At 64.0% G+C, this 20,663-nt stretch carries 20 protein-coding genes; 13 read left to right on the top strand and 7 right to left on the bottom strand.

Annotated features, from left to right (window positions below):
- Positions 1-105: 105 nt before the first annotated feature.
- The 4 genes from V6S67_RS08825 (at position 106) to V6S67_RS08810 (ending at position 3,767) form a co-directional block, all read left to right on the top strand.
- Positions 106-1,254 (top strand): glutathione-independent formaldehyde dehydrogenase, encoded by a 1,149-nt coding sequence (locus V6S67_RS08825; protein ID WP_334209891.1) that lies wholly within the window; start codon positions 106-108, stop codon positions 1,252-1,254.
- Between the two features lie 49 nt (positions 1,255-1,303).
- A complete protein-coding gene (locus V6S67_RS08820) occupies positions 1,304-1,780 on the top strand; it encodes a hypothetical protein (RefSeq protein ID WP_334209890.1) in 477 nt (158 codons plus the stop codon).
- Entirely contained in the window at positions 1,777-2,952 is a 1,176-nt protein-coding gene (locus V6S67_RS08815) for a zinc-dependent alcohol dehydrogenase (protein ID WP_334209889.1), read from the top strand. Before V6S67_RS08820 ends, V6S67_RS08815 begins: the two co-directional genes overlap by 4 nt.
- 179 nt (positions 2,953-3,131) lie before the next feature.
- The gene (locus V6S67_RS08810) at positions 3,132-3,767 is read left to right on the top strand and encodes a DUF1345 domain-containing protein (RefSeq protein ID WP_334209888.1); all 636 of its coding nucleotides are present in this window, start codon (positions 3,132-3,134) and stop codon (positions 3,765-3,767) included.
- 455 nt (positions 3,768-4,222) lie between these two features.
- On the opposite strand, the gene V6S67_RS08805 is transcribed toward V6S67_RS08810, so the two are convergent.
- From V6S67_RS08805 to V6S67_RS08780, 6 genes are all read right to left on the bottom strand, one after another.
- Entirely contained in the window at positions 4,223-5,080 is an 858-nt protein-coding gene (locus tag V6S67_RS08805; protein WP_334209887.1) for a CPBP family intramembrane glutamic endopeptidase, read from the bottom strand.
- Positions 5,077-5,874 carry a CPBP family intramembrane glutamic endopeptidase gene (locus V6S67_RS08800; RefSeq protein ID WP_334209886.1) on the bottom strand — a complete coding sequence of 266 codons (798 nt, stop codon included), beginning with the start codon at positions 5,872-5,874 and terminating at the stop codon, positions 5,077-5,079. Before V6S67_RS08800 ends, V6S67_RS08805 begins: the two co-directional genes overlap by 4 nt.
- A gap of 101 nt (positions 5,875-5,975) precedes the next feature.
- Complete coding sequence (locus tag V6S67_RS08795) at positions 5,976-6,677, bottom strand: AIM24 family protein (protein WP_334209885.1); 702 nt, start codon at positions 6,675-6,677, stop codon at positions 5,976-5,978.
- 221 nt (positions 6,678-6,898) lie between these two features.
- The gene (locus V6S67_RS08790) at positions 6,899-7,111 is read right to left on the bottom strand and encodes a hypothetical protein (protein ID WP_334209884.1); all 213 of its coding nucleotides are present in this window, start codon (positions 7,109-7,111) and stop codon (positions 6,899-6,901) included.
- A 7-nt stretch (positions 7,112-7,118) separates the two neighbouring features.
- Complete coding sequence (locus V6S67_RS08785; protein WP_442884751.1) at positions 7,119-7,700, bottom strand: recombinase family protein; 582 nt, start codon at positions 7,698-7,700, stop codon at positions 7,119-7,121.
- Between the two features lie 922 nt (positions 7,701-8,622).
- Positions 8,623-8,946, bottom strand: coding sequence for a hypothetical protein (locus V6S67_RS08780; protein WP_334211561.1), 324 nt, complete (start codon positions 8,944-8,946; stop codon positions 8,623-8,625).
- A 303-nt stretch (positions 8,947-9,249) separates the two neighbouring features.
- On the opposite strand from V6S67_RS08780, the gene V6S67_RS08775 reads away from it, so the two are divergent.
- The gene (locus tag V6S67_RS08775; protein ID WP_334209882.1) at positions 9,250-9,822 is read left to right on the top strand and encodes a hypothetical protein; all 573 of its coding nucleotides are present in this window, start codon (positions 9,250-9,252) and stop codon (positions 9,820-9,822) included.
- A gap of 728 nt (positions 9,823-10,550) precedes the next feature.
- Here V6S67_RS08775 and V6S67_RS08770 read toward each other — a convergent pair.
- Positions 10,551-11,261, bottom strand: a complete 711-nt coding sequence (locus V6S67_RS08770; protein ID WP_334209881.1) for an SDR family oxidoreductase — start codon at positions 11,259-11,261, stop codon at positions 10,551-10,553.
- Positions 11,262-11,317: 56 nt separating this feature from the next.
- On the opposite strand from V6S67_RS08770, the gene V6S67_RS08765 reads away from it, so the two are divergent.
- From V6S67_RS08765 to V6S67_RS08735, 8 genes are all read left to right on the top strand, one after another.
- The gene (locus V6S67_RS08765) at positions 11,318-11,713 is read left to right on the top strand and encodes a MerR family transcriptional regulator (protein ID WP_334209880.1); all 396 of its coding nucleotides are present in this window, start codon (positions 11,318-11,320) and stop codon (positions 11,711-11,713) included.
- Positions 11,714-11,878: 165 nt separating this feature from the next.
- Positions 11,879-12,430 (top strand): AAA family ATPase, encoded by a 552-nt coding sequence (locus V6S67_RS19965; RefSeq protein WP_442884749.1) that lies wholly within the window; start codon positions 11,879-11,881, stop codon positions 12,428-12,430.
- 1,916 nt (positions 12,431-14,346) lie between these two features.
- Positions 14,347-15,123: a trehalose-phosphatase gene (gene otsB / locus V6S67_RS08760; protein ID WP_334209879.1), complete on the top strand. Its 777-nt coding sequence runs from the start codon at positions 14,347-14,349 to the stop codon at positions 15,121-15,123.
- Positions 15,124-15,548: 425 nt separating this feature from the next.
- On the top strand, positions 15,549-15,896 hold the full coding sequence (locus V6S67_RS08755; protein ID WP_334209878.1) for an SdpI family protein: 348 nt from the start codon (positions 15,549-15,551) through the stop codon (positions 15,894-15,896).
- 738 nt (positions 15,897-16,634) lie between these two features.
- Entirely contained in the window at positions 16,635-16,760 is a 126-nt protein-coding gene (locus tag V6S67_RS08750; RefSeq protein ID WP_334209877.1) for a hypothetical protein, read from the top strand.
- Positions 16,761-16,855: 95 nt separating this feature from the next.
- On the top strand, positions 16,856-18,436 hold the full coding sequence (locus tag V6S67_RS08745; protein WP_334209876.1) for a sensor histidine kinase: 1,581 nt from the start codon (positions 16,856-16,858) through the stop codon (positions 18,434-18,436).
- Complete coding sequence (locus tag V6S67_RS08740; RefSeq protein ID WP_334209875.1) at positions 18,433-19,092, top strand: response regulator transcription factor; 660 nt, start codon at positions 18,433-18,435, stop codon at positions 19,090-19,092. The genes V6S67_RS08745 and V6S67_RS08740 overlap by 4 nt, the downstream gene beginning before the upstream one ends.
- Complete coding sequence (locus V6S67_RS08735; protein ID WP_334209874.1) at positions 19,089-20,624, top strand: SLC13 family permease; 1,536 nt, start codon at positions 19,089-19,091, stop codon at positions 20,622-20,624. Before V6S67_RS08740 ends, V6S67_RS08735 begins: the two co-directional genes overlap by 4 nt.
- The last annotated feature ends 39 nt before the right edge of the window (positions 20,625-20,663 follow it).

The following is a 20,663-nucleotide window of genomic DNA, read 5'->3' as shown; positions in this document are numbered from 1 at the left end:
CAATCGTGTTGTGCGTTGATGGGTTGCCTCGATGGGTCGCCGAAGGCGAGGAGGCCGCTGGGTCGCCGTCATCTCCGTTGCCGCATCAATTCAAGGAGGCTCACCGTGAAGGCAGTGGTTTATAAGGGACCGAACGACGTCAGCGTCGAGGACGTGCCGGACGCCAGGATCGAACATCCCGCCGACGTGCTGGTCCGCATCACGTCGGCGAACATCTGCGGCTCGGACCTGCACATGTACGAGGGCCGCACCAGTTTCGAACCCGGACGTACCTTCGGGCACGAGAACCTCGGCGAAGTGATCGAGGCCGGCCCGGCGGTGCGAAAAGTACAGGTGGGCGAGCGTGTCGTACTGCCGTTCAACATCGCCTGCGGATTCTGCAAGAACTGCGAACGGGGTTTCACCAACTACTGCCTGACCATGCAGCCCGAGCCCAAGCTCGCTGGAGCAGCGTACGGCTTCGCTGATATGGGCCCCTATCAGGGCGGTCAGGCCGAGTACCTGCGCGTGCCCTATGGGGACTTCAACTGCCTGCGGCTGGGCGAGGACGCGGTGGAGAAAGAGCTCGATTACGTGATGCTCGCCGACATCTTCCCCACGGGTTGGCATGCGACCGAGATGGCCGGGGTGTACCCGGGGGACTCGGTGGTCATCTACGGTGCCGGTCCGGTGGGTCTGATGGCCGCCTACTCCGCCATCATCAAGGGCGCCGGCAAGGTCATGGTCGTGGACCGCCAGCGCGATCGCCTGCAGCTGGCGGAACAGATCGGAGCAATCCCGGTCGACGACTCGGTGGTCGATCCGGTGAAATCCGTCAAGGACCAGACCATGGGCTTCGGGGCGGACCGGGGCTGCGAATGCGTCGGCTACCAAGCCCACGACCCCTCGGGCACCGAGCACCCCAACCAAACCCTGAACCGGCTCGTGGATTCCGTCCGGTTCGTCGGCGGCCTCGGCGTGGTCGGTGTGTTCCTCCCCCATGACCCCGGCGGCCCCGACGAACTCGCCCAGCAGGGCCAGGTGGCCTTCGATTACGGCAACTACTGGTTCAAGGGACAGACGATGGGCTCGGGCCAGTGCCCGGTGAAGAAGTACAACCGGGCCCTACGCGACCTCATCGCCGGCGGAAAAGCCAAACCCTCCTTCCTCGTCAGCCACGAACTCACGCTCGACCAGGCCCCCGAGGGTTACCGGAACTTCGACAACCGCGAAGACGGCTGGACCAAAGTCGTCCTCCACCCGGCCGGGGGCTGAGCGCCGTGACGTCCGACGGAGTCATCGCCCCTCGAAAGGTAGGCAACACATGAAGCGAGTAATGAGCATGGCCGTCCTGGCCGGTGCAGGCGGGATCATCATCCGCCGCGTCATCCAGTCCTCGAGTAGGACGTCGGGCGAGGAGTCTCAGGATCGACGGTGGGCAGTTACCATCAACCGTCCGCCCCAGGAGGTGGCGCCGCAGGGCCAGTGGCCCGAGCCCCTCGCGAGGCTGGGCGACACGGTCGAGGTCAGGACGCGGCCCGCTCCCGGGGGCAAGGGCACCGAGCTGACCGCCCGGCTGCGTCACCGCGGACCCTCCACATCGGGCGGCGCGACATCCCGGGCCAAGGGCGAAACCCCGCAGCAGGCGCTGCGCTCGGCGCTGCGCCAGGCAAAGCAGCTCATCGAAGTCGGTGAGGTCCTCCAGGTCGATCCGGCACCACACGGTACACGCAGGCGCACCCCTGGCGGACTGCTGCTCAAGGCTGCGACCAAGCGAGCCGGTAAGGAAGGAATCCTATGAAGGCGCTGTGCTGGACCGGGGTCAATGAAACCTCCGTCGAGGAGGTCCCCGATCCTAAGATCCTCAATTCCCACGATGTGATCCTACGCGTCATCCTCACCACCACGTGTGGGTCCGACCTACATCTGCTCGGCGGGTACATCCCCTTCATGCGCAGCGGGGACGTACTGGGTCATGAGTTCCTCGGCGAGGTCGTCGAGGTCGGTACCGGCGTCCAGAAGCACAAGGTCGGCGACCGGGTCGTGGTGTGCTCGTTCATCAGTTGCGGCAAGTGCTGGTACTGCCAGAACAAGCTGTTCTCGCTGTGTGACAACGGCAACCCCAACCCTGCGATCACGGAAGCATTATGGGGCTTCGCGCCAGGGGGGTGCTTCGGTTACTCGCACGCCCTTGGCGGGTACGCCGGCAGCCATGCCGACTACATCCGGGTGCCCTACGCCGATCAGGGGGCATTCTCGGTCCCGGACGGCGTGCCCGACCTGACCGCGCTGTTCGCCTCCGACGCTGCCCCGACGGGGTGGACCGGTGTCGATCAGGCCGAGGTCCAGGCCGGGGACGTCGTCGCCGTGTGGGGTGCCGGTGGGGTGGGGCAGATGGCTGCGGCCGCCGCGCAGCTTAGAGGTGCCGAACGTGTGATCGTGATCGACCGGATCGCCAACCGGCTACAACAAGTCGAACAGCACATCGGTGCCGAGACACTGAACTATGAGCAGGTCGACGTGGCAGCCGAACTCCGCGAGGCCACCGGCGGACGAGGACCCGATGTGTGCATCGAGGCTGTCGGGATGGAGGCCCACAGTTCCGGTCCCGCCTATCTCTACGACCAGGCCAAGCAGCAGCTGCGGTTGCAGACCGACCGGCCGACCGCCGTTCGCGAGGCCATCCACGCCTGCCGCAAAGGCGGAACAGTATTCACCCTCGGCGTCTTCGCCGCAGTCGTGGACAAGTTTCCCTTGGGCGCCGTGATGAACAAGGCGCTCACGCTGCGCGGCGCACAGCAGCACGGCCACCGCTACATCCCGCAGATCCTCGAACACATGGCTCGGGGCGAACTGACCACCGAACACCTGGCCACCCACGTCATGCCACTCGATCAAGGACCGCGCGGATACGACATGTTCAAGAACAAGGAAGACGGCTGCGTCCGAGCTGTCTTCCAACCCGCAGGATAACCCGACGACCAGCAGCTCCAAGGGCGGTCAGTACATGTCGCTGCCCCTGACATCGGAACACCCGATCGAGCCCCGGATCGCACACGCACCGACGCGCTGTCCGGGATTCGAGTATCCGGTGACCTGCGCGCCTGGATCCACCACCCCATGCTGAACCACCCCGCCCGTTCGAGGACCCCATGCCATCGCGTATCCTGTCAGCCCGCCGCGCCCTGATCTGCCTCGGGGCAGGAATCGCCGCCGGGATCATCGCAGCAATCACCGTCGCACCGGATCTCGGTCCGTTGGTCGGCTGGTGCGTAGCCGGCACCATCGCGCTGACCTGGGTCTGGCGTATCTGCTGGCACCAGGACCCGGCAGGCACGAGAGAACTGGCACAGGAAGAATCAGGGACCCGCATCACCGACAACGCCATCATCGCCGCGTGTCTGGCAAGTATCGCGGCCGTCGCAGTCGCCCTGATCCAATCAAAAAGTGCAGATCTAACCTCGGTGGCCTTGGTCATCCTCGGCGTCCTGGGCACGATGATCGCGTGGGCGCTCGTCAACACCGTCTATGCGCTGAAATATGCCCGCCTGCACTTCATCGACCAGGCCGAAAGCGGATTCGACGTCAAACAAGACCGGCAACCCGCCTACAGCGACTTCGCCTACTACGCCTTCACCATCGGAATGTCCTACGCAGCTCCGGAGATTGAACCGGTCACCAGCAAGACCCGACGCAAAGCCCTCCCACACGCCCTCCTGTCCTATTTCTTCGGCACAGTCCTCATCGCCGTCGCCATCAACCTCGTCACCAACCTCAGCCAACAATAAGAGAGCCAGCATCATCTTCAGGGATATCCCACAACCACAAGGGAACGCAGGGAGTCCCAGGACGTCTCAGAAACCAAGACACTGAGACGGGTCGATCGCAGGGCCGCCACTCCCCCGGAATCACCGCTCTTCTTCTGTCTCGGAAACGTGTCTCGCCGTGTTTCGTCTTAGGTGTGCTCGTGCTCGGGGTTTCTGAGTCTGTCCAGGATCTGCTTCTCGCCCGCTCGGCAGACCCTAGCCGGGGTCATCCTCCACCAGGACGTGATGATGTCGGCCGGTAGACCGCGGGAGTACATGAGAAGCCATTCGCGCCGGCTCTCGCTGGCACCCGAGGGCTAGTCCTCTTCAGGCACCAGTAGCTCATCGAACCTCGTGACCTCACTCAACCATCACAGCAGCTTGCCACTGCGATTGTCCCCGGGTGTCAGACGCGTTCGGCCGCCTGAGCCTGTGTCTCAGGTGGTTGCGGTGACGGCGCTGTCCTGGCGGCTTCGGCGGTTACGGCGGTCTTCGAGGATGACACTGATGATGCTGACGGCACAGAAGACGAGCAGGAGGATCTGGGCTGTGGCGGTGATGCTTTCGGTGGTGGTCAGGGCATCGCTGCGGAGGGAGTGGCCGCCGCTGGGGGCCCCTGCGGCGAGGTAGAGGACCCAGTCGGACACGGCGTGGACGAGCACGCCGACCCAGAGGCGGCCGGTGACGCGGCGGATCCAGTAGTAGGCGATGCCGGACATGCTGAGCGCGGAAACCTGGAACAGGACGAAGCCGAGGGGCGCACCTGTGAAGAGGTCACCCACGACGTGCGCGAGCCCGAAGGTGACCGAGGTGATCAGCAGGGTGGCGAGTTCACCGTGTCGTTCACGGACGGTCACCAGCAGGATCCCGCGAAGGTACAGTTCCTCGCCGAGCCCGACGAGCAGTGTCCCCACGCCGATGATCAGGACGGTGGTGATCGCGACGTCGGCCCACGCGACGTTGGTGAAACCGCTCAGGGGCAGCAGGGCTGCCAGAACCGGGATGGCAATGAGCCAGTAGCGGCGCGGCCGCAGGGTGGGGGTGGGTTGTTCCGTCCAGATGCCACGCCAGCCGGCCCAGCGGATGAACAACAGGCCCGCGCCGATGCCGATGACGAGTGGTATGTAGTGGGACAGTACGAATTCCAGGTTGTCGTCGCCCTCGGGCGCCAGGCCGCCGAGGAGGTTCCCGACGACTGCTGCGAGGAAGACGTAGAACACGACTGCGACCAGGCCCATCCAGAGGGCGGGCTTTACTCGGGCGGTGGCTGCGGTGGGATGGCTTGAGTCGATCATGCTGTCCTGCTTTCACGGTGCTGGAGCCCATCGGGCTGGAGGCCGGGGGTGATGCGCTCGTCGGCTCCGCGGATGACCCATGCGACGCTGATGAGGGCGAGGACGATGACTGGGAGGTAGAGGGCCTGGATGAGGCCGGCGGCGGGGCCGGGTGTGCCGTTGCCGAGGACGAAGAGGTTGAAGTCCCACAGCGCGTGCAGGATCATCGCCGGGATCAAGGATCCGGTGGTGCGCCGGAGGATGTAGAGGACGGTGCCGGTGCCGAACGCAGCGGCGACCTGCGCGAGGGTTCCTGGAACCGGCTGGCCGAGCACGACGTTCAGTAGGTGCATGAGTGCGAACAGCGTGGAGCTGATCAGCCAGACCCACACCTCGGCGAATCGTGTCCGTAGGGCGACGAGAAGGACTCCGCGGGTGACGGCTTCTTCGGTGAATCCGACCAGGCAAAGCCCAAGGGCGGCGAAAAGGAAAGCTCCGGAAACGGCACCCCAGTCGGCGGAGAACAGGCCGACGATCGCGATGACGGCCAGAAGGATCGGGGCGATGATCGGCCAGCGGTGACGGCTCCGTTCCCGCTCGTGGAGGACAGGCCGCCACCAGCCGAGCCAGCTGATCAGCGGGACCAGGACGATGGTCGCGATCACCAGGGACAGCACCGCCCCGATGAACAGGTCGCCTGCGGAGGCACCCCATTCGGTGTAGGGAATTCCGGTGGAGGACTGCACCGCCAGAACGAGCAGCGCGTACCCCACGAACACGACCAGCCCGATCCAGACACGAGGTGTGACGCGCATGCATCCTCCTGACGACAGCAGCAGTTCTTGAAAGGTGAAGATCGGCCATAGGCAGCCGTGCCGAGGTCCGGGCGGTACCACTGTGACCGACCGGTCGTGGATCAGTCCCTGCTGCTGGTCGGGCGGGGCAGGTAGGGCTGGATCGCGGAGGCCAGGGCCGCCGGTGTCATGGACTGCAGCCAGATCGTTGCGGGTCCGTGCACTTCGGCGAGGAACAGTGAGTCGCCGAAGATCTTGTTCTTGACGCCCTTCACCGTGGCGAACTCCAGGGTCATCCCCGCCGGATACATGGCCAGGTGGCCTGGGTGGATCAGCAGGGTTTCGCCGGCGGCGAGATTCACTTCGGTGAGTTCGCCGGCCAGCTGCAGCCAGGTGGTCCCGGTTCCGGAGAGCGCCTGGAAGACGACGCCGACCCCGCCGAAGATCCCGGCGCCGAGCTTCTTCTGGACACCGACGGACACGTCGACGCCGGCGGTGCTGGCCATGTAGGAGCCGGACTGCACCATGAATGCTGTGTCCGGGCTGAGGGGGACTTCACGGATGGTGCCGGGAAGGCTGGCCGCGAAGGTGATCCTGCCGCCGGCAGCCGGCGCCGTGTACTCGGTGAGGAACAGCTGTCCCCCACCCAGGGCGCGTTTCAGTCCGCCCATGAACCCGCCCCCGCCCCCATGCGCGGAGGAGGTATCCATCTCGAACCCCGGGGTCAGCCAACCGATGTCGCCGCCCTCGGCGATGACCTTCTCCCCCGCCTCTAGGACGAGTTCGAGAACAGGCATCGACGTTCCGGAAATAGTGCTGCGCATCAGGTACCCCCACGTGGTTCTTCCGATCCGGAGACACCTACGCCGCCGGTTGATTAGTCACTCATGAAGCCACCCGAAACCTGATCCTTCGATGATGAAGATGTTTGTACATTTAGATAACAGGCTGGGCCAATGTTTTCAGATCACGGGGGCAACGCAAGTTAAATCTGCGTGAACCCGCTCAACCATTCCGTACTGGTGAGCGTGCGGCCTGCGCTGTATCAGGCAATGGCTGCTGCTGGTAGCTTCATTCCTGAACGTTCCAGGAACGACCGGAGGACGCCGGAGAGTGCGATTGCCACGGCACCGGCAACCTGGTTACGGACCCGCGGCGGGGTGGGCAACAGCAGCAGCGGCAGCCGGAGGATGGCCCGGACGAATCGGTAGCTGTAGCGGATGCTCGAGGTGAGCAGCCAGCGGATGAGCCGGATCATCACGTCATCATGGTGATTGAGGAGTCTGCCGAGTTTCGAGGTTGAGGTAGCGGTACACGGTCGCGCGGCTCGTGCCAATGATCTTGCCGATATCTGCCGGAGCCAGGCCCTGGGCCTTCAGGTCCCGGGCACGCTTGACCCTTGCATGGTCCGTCGTCACTTCCCGTCGGCCAGCCTTCCGCCCATGTTCCGCAGCCGCGGCCATGCCGGCCCTGGTCCGCTCCGCGAGCTGATCGCGCTCGAGCTGAGCGAATGCAGACATCACGGTAAGCATCGCCCTGCCCATGGGCCCGGTAGTACTGATCCCCTCAGTGACGCTGCGGAAGTGCACGCCCCTGCACTCCAGATCATCGATCAGGGCCAGCAGGTTACGGGTGTTGCGTCCCAGCCGGTCCAGCTTCCACACCACGACCTCGTCCCCTTTTCGAAGGTGGTCGAGGAGCTTGTCGAGCTCCGGCCGACTTGCCGTCGTTCCGCTGACGCCGTGATCGGTGAAGATCCGGTCGCAGCCAGCTGCCGTTAGCGCGGCGTGCTGCAGATCAGCGTTCTGTTCCAAGGTGCTGACCCTGGCGCATCCGATGCTTCCCAACCCTGTCCCCGGTTCTCATCAAAGGCCACATCTCTTTTCATTGAGAATGCATGGGATGAGACACATTGCTGAGACGGCGTGCGGGGCCCGACTGCCCAGCAGTTACTGGGCTCCTCCAACTCCCGGCCAAGGCGTCCGGCTCGTCCGGTCAAAGGATTTTTTGACGGGACTGCTCATCGGCAGCCGCAAGCTCTCCTTGGTGTACGCATATGGCACCCTTTCGTCCATTTTCACCGTGCAGGCTAAACGCCCATCACCGCTGCCGTGCTGACGGACACGAGGACTACGGCTGCAGGGTGAGCGTCGAGCGACCGGCTTACGGACAGCTGTAGGCAGTCAGCACTGCGCGATGCTGACTATAGGATGACGGGCAACGCTGCTCGAGATCTTCAAGTAGTTACCACTAGTCGGTGCCGCTCTTGTCAGGGGTGGCAGCCTCACGTACGGAAGCCAGTAACCAGATGACTGAGTCTTCGAAAAACCGCAATCAGGGCGCGGTACGGGAATTTCGCTCACAGGCCTGGTTTGTGATCATTCTTATGCTTTTAGGCGTGTTCTTCTCCATATACAAGTACTTTGAAGCAATCCCAAATCACTCCGGCCTCTTCGCCCTAGTGATGGGAGGAGCTCTCGTTGGTGTTCTCGTAACGATGGGTATTTGCATTGACCACTACTTGCGGATGGCCTTACAGGGTCCGAGGATGGTCTCTCGTGGCCGAGGCCTCGCTGTCGGCATTTCTGGAGCGATGGCGATTGCCCTATGGGTAGTGGGTCTCCTCCTCAGATAGACCCGTAAAGCGTCCCCGTAATCCTTCCGCTGAAGCACGCGGAGACTTACACCAGGCGGCAGTGTCCGGTTCAGTAAAGACAGCTTCTACCTCCGGTGGAGGATCCTGCTGCGTACTCTTCGAACCGCGTCTCTCTAGCTGGGGGCGGAAGCCGAGATGTGCACCGGTTTTCCGGCGTTAGGGTTGCTTCCGAGTAGCCGGATGAGTCCACTCTTACGTGGGCTGGCGAAGGGCTTAACCGGCTCGTGCTGCGTCTCGACGAAGAGCTCGAATCGACGTCCACGAGCGTTCTCTTCTATCCACTGGTGGACCTGCGTCAGATCCTCGGCGTCGCTAAGGACGAAAGCATCGAGCATCCAGCCCCGCGGCGGTGATGCTTGTTCCCAGAAGTTAACCCGGTAGAACGGAGAGTTAACGAAATCGTGGTTCTCCGCGTGGACGGTTTCAGATGCCTGCATGCTCTCCACGGTAGGCACCTGCATCCCCGCAGGCGGCTCACGACAGGAGAACGTGACCTAGTCGCAACGGAGCAGTGCCGCAGGAGGATCGGCTTACGGGCGCGGGAATTCGCGCTGATGCAGGGCTTAGACCGGTCGGTGCGCATGAAACACACATTGCCCTTGAAGTTCAAACTGTAAGTTGGCGTTGATGTGTATGCCCTATAGCAAGAAGAACAAGAACCGGAGACCGCGATGACACATAATTCGACGCCTACCAGCAGGAATCTAGGCGGAGCGTCATTACGGGTCCTATGCGGCAGCTTGACGCTGGGACTGAGCCTGCTGTGCATCTATGCGAGCTTCAGTCGGGCGATCGAAGTGACCGGCCGTGACGCAGTCACCTCCTGGTTCTTCTTTGGCTGGGGCACGGCCATGGCCTTTGGTGGGGCATGGCTCATAAGAGGCCGATCCAAGGGTAGGGCGATTGTCTTCGCGCGGGACCGTAGGCGTCTCATTGTAGTTGCCTCACTGGCTGTCCTCGTTGTCGGCCTGCTGGTTTACCTCGTGAATCAATCCTCGATGACAGAAGATGAGGAGTGGCCTTTCCTTCTGCAGACGATGTTCGCAATCTTGTTTGCGTCCGTCTTCTTTCTGCTCTTTGACCGGGAGGACTACAAAGAGCGGGCTAAGCCGAAGCCGCTAACCGCAGCGGGACGGCGGAAGGCGAAACGTTTCCTGATCATCATAATCCTGGTTGGCGCACTGACCTTCACCACCGGAATTGTCGCAGACATTCAAGTCGACACCTGGTGGTCGGAGGGCCTTTACCGATTAGGTACCGCACTCCTAGCATCAGGCGCAGTAATCGGGTTTGGACTGCGGAAGAACCGCTGAACGATAGTTTACCGTCTCGGCGGAAAGGACCCGAGCACGAAGTGGAGCCGGCCTGAGCTAGCATTATCGGAGCGGACAGTGGAACGATGGCGACCATGGCGACCATGGCGACCATGGCGAGCTACCCAAGAAATAGGCGCGAACTGACCGAGCCTTGCCAGCCAGCTTTCGTCGTCGATCTTCATCAGAGACTTGATCTCGCTGTCCTGCGGAACGAAGCTGCCGTCACTGCCACTCGGTCTTACACGGGGTGGGAGGCAGGGTATGAAGCAGCGAGTGGATGGGGTACCAAAGTTCTTCAACGCGCCGGCTCGGGCAAGGCGATGGAGGTTTGGTATGACGAGCTTGATGAAGATGTTTGCGTCATTGGCGACGTGGAGTACCGAGAGTGGATGTGGGAGCTAGGTGATGATGCGTCTGCTCGTAGATGCTTGGACGAGCTCGACCAGCTCGTGGACGCTTTCGCAAGCGATCAGCTACCAGGATCCACCCCAGCGAGGAGTAATCCTGCTCCGGCTCTCGTACTGAGCATCCTCGCGGTAGATGCTGCATTAGTGCGGACCCGTCGTCGCCGACGCTGAGAAGAACCCCGGACGCCCGCTGAGCCATTGGCTTATGGGACGGCATGCAGCCCCGCAACTACGGCGACGCCCTGCGCCTCGCGGCAACCCTCCGTTGGCTGTAGCAATACGCCGTGGCAACACACGCCAGGAGCCTTCGGGCCGCTTTTACGATGCGAGCATCTGGGCCAGGACCGCGTACAGCTCCTTGGGGTCCCGGGCGAGCATCTGCTTGATCAACGCAGTCTGCTCGTCCACCACGACCTCGTAATCCCCGCGCTCCACCCCGTCCAGCGTCGCCCGCGCCACGTCCGCGGGGTCGGTCTTGGCCATCGGAACTCCCGCGGCCATGTCCGTGTCGGCTACTCCTAGGTGCACGGACATTACTGCTGTCCCTTGCCCGGCCAGCTCGTGACGCAGCGCGTTGCCCATGTTCCACAAGGCAGCTTTCGACACCGCGTAGGCGGAAGCCCCGGGCAGGGCCAGCCAGGAGGCTCCCGAGGCGATGTTCACAATGCTCCCACCGCCGTTCGCGGACAGGATGGGTGCGAAAGCACGGATCACGGACAGGGTGCCCCAGAGGTTCGTGTCCATGTCGGCGTGTGCAGCGTCCAGATTACCCAGCAGGCTCGCCGTGGTGGCGATCCCGGCGTTGTTGACCAAGAGATCGACGTCGGTCGCGACAGCGGCTGCGGCGGCGACGGACGCCGGCGAGGTGATGTCGAGGGCGAGACGCTCGACGCCCTCGAGGTCGATCAGATCAGGTCGTCGGGCGGTTGCGTATACCTTCGCCCCGCGTGCGATCAACTGGGCGGCGAGATGGCGTCCGATACCGCGGTTCGCGCCGGTGACGAGGGCAGTGGCTCCAGAGATGTTCATATCGCTACGCTAGAACCTGACACCAACGTGAGAATCAAGCCGAGGGGCGGAGAAGAATGCGAATCGGAGAACTCGCAAGACGGGCCGGCGTCAGCGTGCGGTCGCTGCGGTACTACGAGGAACAAAATCTCCTCAAGTCCGCGCGGACCACGGGCGGACACCGGGAGTACCGCGAGTCCGACGTGACGCGTGTGCGCTTCATGCAGATGCTCTACGCAGCAGGCATGCCCAGCCGCCGGATCATCGAACTCTTGCCCTTCCTCGACACCGGGGTCGCAACACCGACGATGCTCGACCACTTCGACGAGGAGAGCGATCGCATCAGACGCCAGATCGAGGCCCTCACCGCTACCCATGACCGCCTCGCGCAGCTCCGCTACATCGCCGCGGAGTCCGTCGCGGGACGGCCACCAGAGGAGTGTCGCTCGTCAGCGAACGCCGCCGCCGCGTGATAGCCAGGACCCTTCCCCGTCCTTGAGCACCACGCCTCAGCCCCATCAAGTATCTTCATCCACCCGGTTCTTGAGGCGGCGTCGCCGGTTCGCTTTAGTAGCCGATCGGCTTTCGAACGGTGCTCCGGGCGATTGTCCGACTGCTAGGTATGCAAGAGTGACGCTATGACTGCAACACCGATGCTACATTTGATGGTCGGGCTTCCGGGCGTGGGGAAGACTACGCTCGCCGCGAAGATTCAGAAGGAGTCGGGGGCGCTCCGGCTTACTCCAGACGAGTGGATGGAACCGCTATTTGGCGATTCAGAGGCTGACGGCAAGCGAGATGTTCTCGAGGGCCGTCTGATTTGGGTCGCGCTTCAAGCCCTACAAGGCGGTCTCTCTGTGGTTCTCGACTTTGGGTTCTGGTCCGCAAATGAACGTCATGCACTTCGGGACATCGCAGACCGGATCGGTGTTCAGTTTCAGCTTCACTACCTGAGCTTGTCCGAGGAACAACGCCGTTCTCGCGCTGACAGTCGGTGGAGGCGCGGAGATGTTGTGACCTTCCAACTCACTGCGGATGACCACGACCGCTTTGCTGAAGTCTTCACCGCACCCAGTGCGGAAGAGCTACAGGGCCTATCGAGCTTCTTGCCGCCTGACTCATATACAAGTTGGCCAGCTTGGGCATCGTCGCGATGGCCTTCGCTTCCTCGCGTCGATCAGCTCCACTGATGTGCTCTTGTTGCTGTCGCGGATCCTCGAAAGCCCCTACCGTCGGTCGTGTCACAGTGTTCTCCCTGTCGCCCGCCTGAACCCCTTGCATCCGCGGAGGACCACACCTGCAGAGAACGCGGTGAGCCCCGCATAGAACAACGGGTCGAAGTAGGAGAACGGTCTGACGCTGATTCGTTCCTGACCGGGCCCCGCGGAGTAATGGCACTGCAACTGCAACGGAAAACCCTGGATAGAACCCTCGACTGGGCTTTCCCTATCCAGGACCGCTCCTTCAGGGGGGCGGTCCAATCTGGGAGGACGTGATGCAGACGTAATCGGGTCCTTGCCGGAGCACCTGAGCCAGCTGAACAGATGGCGGCAGAAGCGCGATCGACCCCGCCAACAGGAGCACCACCGAAAGGACGGTCAACCAGATACTCGGATCTGGCGGGCCAGCGGCACGGTCCAAGATCGCAGGCCACGGACGAAGCTCTATCGAAAGTTGGTAAACGGGAGAAGATCCTTGAACACTCCTACATCGGCTTCATCGGCCTAGGGCCGCTCGGAACCTCGCTATTGGATGATCTGGGAGTTGAGTCGTTCTGGATCCGCCTCCTACTGTTTGTCCTCTTCATGCTTACTGTCCTCGTGTTTGCAGCGTTCGTCTCTGCCCGTATAGGACGGCGGCGGCTGGCTGCTGACCGTGAGATCGGCGTTTTCACCTGTGCCATGCGCTTTCCTTCCTCGGCTCCTGGATCTCTGAGGGATCTGTGGGACGAGGGCGCAGCTCAGGTAAGCGATGATGGACTCGCGTTTCAACCCCAACAAGGCCCTTTCCATGCGAAGCCTGCCGGGAGGAAGCGTAAGCTCGGCCGCATTGCCGTCCTCGGAGCAGCCGAGATGACCGGAAAGAAACCTCGCGCACGGGGTCGAGGTTGGTCCATTCGGGAACTGCAGACGGATGGTGGCAGAATCCACCTCGCTGCATCATCAAAGAGCTGGGCACTCATCGAAGAACGACTTGACCGCGAGTCTCGCTGACCTTCTGAGCGTATGGAAGCTGATGCCCGTACACACGTAGCGTCTTGCAACCGGTGGGTTGCAAGACAGTAGTACGGGACACCATCGCTCCCCCGCCACTACTGGTCCTGCTGTGTCTTGATACCCCGTCTCATAAGCAGCGGCCCGAGAACGTGACAGAAGCGTTGGTTGCAAGACACTATGTGCGGCTGTCAACGAGGAGGAATCGTGTGGGCAAGCCGATCTGGTACGCGCGAGGGTGTCAACACGCGCTAAGGTCACCGGTTAGCCGCCGACCGATGCGGCTAACCGGCACCAGATGCTCGTCGGCAAGCCCGAGCTGCGAGCCCATGCAGCTGACACCCGGGCTGCTGTGAAGACGGAAGGGGAAAAGTTCCGGAACAACTCCCTGTACTGCCGCTTCGAGTTGCTCACGGACGGAACCCTCGCCGTGTACATGAACCACACGATGAGCGGCGGGAACCTGGCCCTCGTCCTGGGCGCTGAGTTGCCGGGCTTTCGAGACCAAGGGCAGACGAAACCCCGATGCGGAACATCGTCCTCAATGCTCACAAGCGACGGCTGAATCTCATTCCGCGCTGTCCGATGGCCTACGCGTTCCACGCCGATTACCCCCAGTACCAGCCGCTCACCAGCTCCCCAACTCCCCAACGCCGACCTGATTCACACCGGCTCGGCAGTCGGCGACTTCGCAGGCCGCGTCGCGAACCAGCTCACCACCCAGTGCGCCGAAGACGGCACCTAGCCGATACTGCGTGCCTCCAGGGCCGATCAGCCCGGAGACTCCTACATCGGCCCCATCTGCACCCGGCTCGCTGTCCCACTCATCCACCCTTTATCTGGATAGCTGGGTTGTCGGATAGCCCCTGCTGCTCGCGGTCTAGGGTGAAGGTATGGATGCGGCGACCACAGTAATGCAAGCCCTAACCACCAGTGAGCGAGCTGGCTTGGTCATGGATTTCGACGGGGTTCTCTCGCAAATCACTGACGATCCGAGTACGAGCGCGCTCCTTCCTGGCACTGAGGAGGTCCTCGCGGGCCTTGCGGCTAAGCTCTCGATTGTTGCGCTCCTCTCCGGGCGGCCGGTCGCCTTCCTGTCTGACCGAGCGTCAATTCCCGGAGTGGAACTCTATGGGTCCTACGGTCTCGAACATTTCACTGAGAACGGCATCGAAGTTGTGCCGGAAGCCTTGCAATGGATGACGGCTGTCCAAGAAGCTACCCGGGTGTTGCACCAACAGCTGGACAATGTTGAAGGCATTTTCGTCGAGGACAAGTCTCTTGCAGTCGCCGTGCACTGGCGTCTCGCGCCGGATCGTGACGGTGCCCTGAAGTTCATTACTCCGCTCATTGAGGGTGTGATTGACACGTACGGGCTGCGCCACGAGCCCGGCAAGTTCGTAGAGGAACTCCGGATGCCGCTGGAGCAGGACAAGGGCATCGCGCTTCGGAGGATCATCAGCACGAAGAACCTACAGATGGTCGCGTATGCAGGCGATGACCGAGGAGACCTGCCGGCCTTCGAAGCGGCAACCGCGGCAGGCGGGCACACACTCGTCGTCGATGGTCCCGACATGGCCCCGGAAGTCAGCACGATCACCGGTGCCCACTTCAACGGCCCGGAAGAATTCCAGTCGTGGCTACGCCAACTCAATGACACCCCGCACTAGTGACGACACTCGCTTGACGATTCTTTGACCATGTCAAGTTGTTTGGTGTGGAACGAGGCCGCAACTAGCCCGAAACACATCATTCGCACCCTTTAGGCATGTGCCGTTTCAATGGTTCCTCTACTGCTTCATTGCGTTGTGACTCCTGAGGGCAGCTGCCGGAGCACGGCAAGGTGCGGCTGACCTTCGCCAATATCGGAGTCTGCTTCCGATCGAGCTGGCTGTGCACGCCGTGGTGGTCCAGGCAAAGCTCGGCTACCCCTTGGAGGTCCTTCTCCTCGCTTTTACGGCGACTGCCCTGGTGATCTGGGTGGCGGAGCCTTCCGTCATGCGATTCCTGCGGGCCTGGCTCCACGCGCCGGCATTGCGGCACCATCGGCGCCTTGACGACGCACCCACGTTATGGCGGGCACGCGTGCAGGTAGATGACACACCTGGGGCTCTTGAAAGCCTGCCTGTTCGTCACCCGTCAGGCAGCTGAGGGCTTGATCAGCCGCAACGCGGCAGCCGGAATCCGTACCAGGCACACCCAGGCATCCGATGACGCCTGGGCGTCCGGTCACAGAGCTGCTCTTCCAGCGTTGAGGAAGATGATGCCCGTCGCCGGCATCGGAATAATCGCGGCCCTGACCGCCCAGGTTCTTCTTGGTGGGCAGGCAGGACCTTTGATCGCGTTCGCGGCGCTCATCGCGCAGATCGTGGTCCTCTTCCGCTCGACCACAGTCGCGAATGCCGCCGCACGCACGGCCACCAAGTACGACCCAGAGCAGTGAACGCTGAACGGTCAACATAATCTCCATCAGTGATTGCGGGGCTGCCGATCGGTGTCGGACTAGCTGTTGCCGGCTGGTTCAGGGCGGGATGCGAGGAAGGATCAGCCCTGGTCAAAGCAGAGCGAGGAGACGTTCCCTTGGTCAAAGCGCCTGCGCACGACTTCAGCAAGCTCGAAGGTGGGACACCAGATCGGCGTGTTGCCTGTCGCCTTGCGGGACCTGGATGAAGGAATCTTCATCCGTGCTTCATGGAGGTATCACGGGAGTGCGCAAGAGTAGGTGGTGGTGACGAACACCTGCTGTGGATGATCCTCCGCAGCAGGATCGCCGCCGGCAATCATTCCGCGCAGAACGACTCAGGAGTCCCCGATGTCCCTCATGCCCCGCATCCTTGCTGCAGGAGGGCTGCTTGCCGTTCCGGCCCTCCTGGCGGTCGGGAGCCAGGCTCTGAGCCGGCCCGCGGAAGTGCCGCCGGTGGAGCCACAGACAGTGGTCGTGGATCTCGCGCGGACGGGCGAGGCAGGAACCGGGGTGGAGGACGGCGGGAACGCAGGGCCCCCCGGGTCGCGCCCTTCGTCGGATCAGTCGGCAACGCCGTCGTCTCCTCCTCCCGCGCCGGGCGAGCCCACCGCACCACCGTCCGCGCCGGCACCGGCAGCACCGGCAGCACCGGCTACGGCGCCCGCCGTGCCCGGCCTCCCCCCTGCACCCGCAACTCCCGTGGCCCCCATAGCTCCCGTGGACCAGGGAACTCCCGGCCTGGTGGAACGGCAGGTCCTCGGCGACGACGGTGATGACGGGGCAGACGACGGCGACGACGGCCTGGAACTCGACGATGACGCAGGCACGATCGGAGAGGACTGATGGCAGCCGCGCCGAGTGGCGCCAGCCCTACCTCTCCCCCGACGCCGGATCGGTCCTCGGGCGGTCGGATCACCACGTCCCTCGGTGGATCCTCGGTGTCCGCACGCTGGCGCATCGTCGGGTGGATCGTCCTCACCACAGCCCTGGCCCTGATCGCCCTGCTCGTCACCGTCCGTTCCCTCCTGATCGCCGGCGTCGACCGGGACGCGAACGACGACGTGGTGCAGGAGGTCCAGGAGTTCACCACCTTCGCCGGTGAGGCCGTGGATCCACTGACCGCGCGGCCGTACACCTCGGTCAGCGAACTGCTCGAACGATACCTGTCGCGCCAGAACGCGTCGACAGGCGAGGTGATCCTCGGCATCACCGGCGATGAGGTCCTGCACCTCGGCTCGTCCGGGCGCGGTAGCAACGAGGACTACCGGCTGTCCACCGATACGGCTCTGCTGCGCGAGATCCGTGAGGACCCCGCGGCCTCCGGTGTCCGCGAGACCGCAGCAGGAACGATGCGCTGGGGCAAGGTGGACGTGGAGGCGGGTGCCCAGAGCGGGACTCTCGTCATCGCTGCCTTCACAGGTGGCGGGTACGAGCAGGTCCAGGAGACCGTCACCGTGATCTTCTTCGTGGCGCTCGGTGGGCTGCTCTTCACGGCCGGCATCGCCTGGCTGGCGGCCGGGCAGATCCTGCGGCCGATCAGGGACGTACGTCGTGTGGCTGCCGAGATCACCGAATCCGATCTCACCGCACGCGTGCCGGTCCAAGGGCGTGACGACGTCGCAGCCCTCGCCTCCACCTTCAACGACATGCTGGACCGGCTCGAGCACGCCTACATGACGCAGCGAAACTTCATCGACGACGCCAGCCACGAGCTACGAACACCGATCACCGTGATCCGTGGACACCTGGAGCTCATCGATGACGATCCGGCGAGCCGCGCCGCCACTCTGGCCCTCGTCGATGGTGAGCTCTCGCGCATGGCTCGGATCGTGTCCGACCTCCTGCTGCTGGTGAAAGCCGAACGACCGGACTTCGTCCAGCGGGCCCCGGTGGACGTCGCCGTCCTGATGCTGGACCTCGAAGCGAAGATGCAGGCCCTCGGTGATCGGCGATGGCTGCTCATGGAGGTGGCGGAGGATGTCGTCGCGCTCGACAGCCAGCGCATCACCCAGGCCGTGCTGCAACTCGGGGCCAACGCCGTGCAGTACACCCCCGCCGATTCCGACGTCAGGATCGGCTCCGCCTTCACAGGCACCGGCCTTGATCGGCAGCTCCGCGTCTGGGTCGAGGACAGCGGGCCCGGGGTCACGGAGGCGGAAGCCGCCGTCATCTTCGAACGGTTCGAGCACGGGTCGGCCAGCTCGCTTCCCGCCGACAGGCGCAGTGTCAGCCAGCGCGGCGGCGCTGGTCTCGGTCTGGCGATCGTCCGGGCGATCGCCGACGGCCACAACGGCTCGGCATGGGTCCGCAGCGAACCGGGTCACGGCGCGACGTTCGGGCTGCTCCTGCCCGCACCGGAGAACGCGGCCGCCCGGCCCGCGGTGGAGCCGCCGTCCCGTCCGCCGAAGCCGCCCACCGGGCGGCCGGCAGAAAACGGGGAGCTCCGTCACCCCGATCCGACGCCCATCACCGCGTCACTACCCGTCATCGGCAGCACCACAGCACAAGGAGCACCATGAGCCGCATCCTGGTCGCGGAGGACGACCCCCACGTCGCATCCTTCGTGCAGAAGGGCCTGCAGGCCGCCGGCTACTCGACCGAGCATGCCGCCGATGGGGAGACCGCACTGTTCCTTGCACGGGCGGCCGGCTTCGACCTCATCATCCTCGACATCGGCCTGCCACTGCTGGACGGCTTCGAGGTCCTCGCCCAGATCAGGGGCGAAGGAGTGTCGACACCGGTGATCGTCCTGACGGCGAGGGACAGCGCCCTGGACACGGTGGCCGGGCTGGAAGGTGGCGCGAATGACTACGTCACCAAGCCTTTCCACGTCGCCGAGCTCGTCGCCCGGATCCGCCTGCGTCTGGCTGATCGCGTTCCGGCAGCGAGCGCCACCGTGATCGGGCACGGCGGTCTGTCCCTCGACCTCCACTCCCGGCGCGTGCGCGTCGGCGACGACGTCGTCGAGCTCACAGCCCGGGAATTTGCGATCCTGGAGGTCTTCCTGCGCAATCCCGACCGGGTCATCTCCCGGGAGCAGTTGCTGAACCACGTATGGGGCTACAACTTCGATCCCGGGTCGAACGTGGTCGACGTCTACGTGCGGGCTCTTCGCGGCAAGATCGGCGCCGCGCGCATCGAGACCATCAGGGGAGCGGGGTACCGGCTGCCATGAGCGTGATCGAACACCTCACCACACCTCCACCGCACCCATCCGGGACGCCCGGTGTCACGCGTCGGCTCACTCCCGAGGCCAGGAGCGTGGCCCGCCGCGCCGTCGTGGTCCGGTCGGTGGCCGCCGGCATCGGTCTTGCGGTCGCCGCGGGCGTGATCCTCGCCGCCCAGCAACCCGGTACGGGGCTCTCCCCTCAGGGTGCGGTGACGCTGATGGTCTTCGTCCTTGCGGTGTGGTTCTGGATCTTCACCGCGATCGACGACACCTACGTCGCGCTGGGGGCGGCCACCGTGCTGGTCCTCACCGGGACGATGGACACCGCTTCCCTTTTCTCGACCCTGGGCGAGGAGACCATCTGGCTTCTCCTGGCCGCTTTCGTGATCGCGGCAGGGGTGCAGGCTTCTGGCCTCGCCAACCGTGGAGCGGCCTTCATCATCGCGGGCGCGACGACGCCGCGGCAGCTCGCGCACCTGGCCACCCTCGCCCTCGTGGTCACCACTTTCGCGGTGCCGTCGACGTCCGGCCGCGCCGCCCTGGCACTGCCGGTCTTCCTCGCCCTGCGGCACGCCCTGGCGGAGCGCCGGGCCCTGATCAGAACCCTGGCGATCCTCTTCCCGTCGGTCATCCTGCTCTCGGCGGTCGGATCGTTCCTCGGAGCCGGAGCACACCTGATCACGAGCCAGATCCTCGAGACGGCAACGGGAGAGAATTTCGATTTCGCCACCTGGCTCCTCCTCGGCCTTCCGCTTGCCCTGGTCGCGTCACACGTCTGCGCGGAGATGGTGCTGCGCATGTTCACCTCGGCCGCTGATCGCAACGAGCGCCTGGGCATCAGCGCTAAGGACCTCGAGGAGTATTCGGCCACTCCCGTCACGGGTCCCCTGACCGTCGCCGAATCACGGGCTGCGCTCCTGCTGGGCGCCGTCGTCGTGCTGTGGTGTACGGAGCCTCTCCACGGGCTCGATCCCGCCCTCGTGGCACTGATCGGGGCCCTGATCGCAGCGTCGCCGAGCTACGGCTCGGTGCAGCTGGCCAAAGGGCTCAAGTCGGTGCCGTGGTCACTGCTGCTCTTCATGGCCGCGACCCTCGCCCTGGGAAACGCCCTGGTGTCCACGGGTGCAGCCCAGTGGCTGGCGGGCGGAGTTCTGGAACCCATCCGGTCGCTGGAAGCGGCCGCAGCGCCCCTCTTCGTGGTCCTCGTGGTGCTGCTGTCCACCTTCGCCCATCTGGTCATCCAGAGCAGGTCGGCCCGCTCGGCCGTCCTGATCCCCATCGTGATAGCCCTCTCCCCCGCCGTGGGCGTCGATCCGATGGCTGCGGCCTTCGCCTCGACGGCAGCGGCAGGTTTCTGCCACACCCTGACGAGCTCGGCGAAGCCGGTGGCGATGTTCGCCGCCGTGGACGGGGTCGAGACCTATACGGCCAAGGACCTCCTCCGTTTGTCCTCCCTCCTGGCCCCCGTCAACGTGGCCCTCGTCCTGCTTTTCAGCTTCCTGGTCTGGCCGTTACTGGGCCTGCCGCTCTTCCCCTGACCACCCGCTCTGTGTAGCTACCCCCACCCGAGGAGAACC

Origin of the sequence: Arthrobacter sp. Soc17.1.1.1, assembly GCF_036867195.1 — a bacterium.
Taxonomy (GTDB): Bacteria; Actinomycetota; Actinomycetes; order Actinomycetales; family Micrococcaceae; genus Arthrobacter_D.
Note: the sequence above shows the minus strand (reverse complement) of the source record. Positions and strands in the feature narration are given on the sequence as shown.

Coding starts and splice junctions, on each gene's coding strand:
- V6S67_RS08755 (WP_334209878.1), top strand. CDS start 15,549: ATGACACACCTGGGGCTCTTGAAAGCCTGCCTGTTCGTCACCCGTCAG.
- V6S67_RS08735 (WP_334209874.1), top strand. CDS start 19,089: ATGAGCGTGATCGAACACCTCACCACACCTCCACCGCACCCATCCGGG.
- otsB (WP_334209879.1), top strand. CDS start 14,347: ATGGATGCGGCGACCACAGTAATGCAAGCCCTAACCACCAGTGAGCGA.
- V6S67_RS08805 (WP_334209887.1), bottom strand. CDS start 5,080: ATGATCGACTCAAGCCATCCCACCGCAGCCACCGCCCGAGTAAAGCCC.
- V6S67_RS08765 (WP_334209880.1), top strand. CDS start 11,318: ATGCGAATCGGAGAACTCGCAAGACGGGCCGGCGTCAGCGTGCGGTCG.
- V6S67_RS08815 (WP_334209889.1), top strand. CDS start 1,777: ATGAAGGCGCTGTGCTGGACCGGGGTCAATGAAACCTCCGTCGAGGAG.
- V6S67_RS19965 (WP_442884749.1), top strand. CDS start 11,879: ATGACTGCAACACCGATGCTACATTTGATGGTCGGGCTTCCGGGCGTG.
- V6S67_RS08780 (WP_334211561.1), bottom strand. CDS start 8,946: ATGCAGGCATCTGAAACCGTCCACGCGGAGAACCACGATTTCGTTAAC.
- V6S67_RS08800 (WP_334209886.1), bottom strand. CDS start 5,874: ATGCGCGTCACACCTCGTGTCTGGATCGGGCTGGTCGTGTTCGTGGGG.
- V6S67_RS08790 (WP_334209884.1), bottom strand. CDS start 7,111: ATGATCCGGCTCATCCGCTGGCTGCTCACCTCGAGCATCCGCTACAGC.
- V6S67_RS08740 (WP_334209875.1), top strand. CDS start 18,433: ATGAGCCGCATCCTGGTCGCGGAGGACGACCCCCACGTCGCATCCTTC.
- V6S67_RS08795 (WP_334209885.1), bottom strand. CDS start 6,677: ATGCGCAGCACTATTTCCGGAACGTCGATGCCTGTTCTCGAACTCGTC.
- V6S67_RS08810 (WP_334209888.1), top strand. CDS start 3,132: ATGCCATCGCGTATCCTGTCAGCCCGCCGCGCCCTGATCTGCCTCGGG.
- V6S67_RS08820 (WP_334209890.1), top strand. CDS start 1,304: ATGAAGCGAGTAATGAGCATGGCCGTCCTGGCCGGTGCAGGCGGGATC.
- V6S67_RS08770 (WP_334209881.1), bottom strand. CDS start 11,261: ATGAACATCTCTGGAGCCACTGCCCTCGTCACCGGCGCGAACCGCGGT.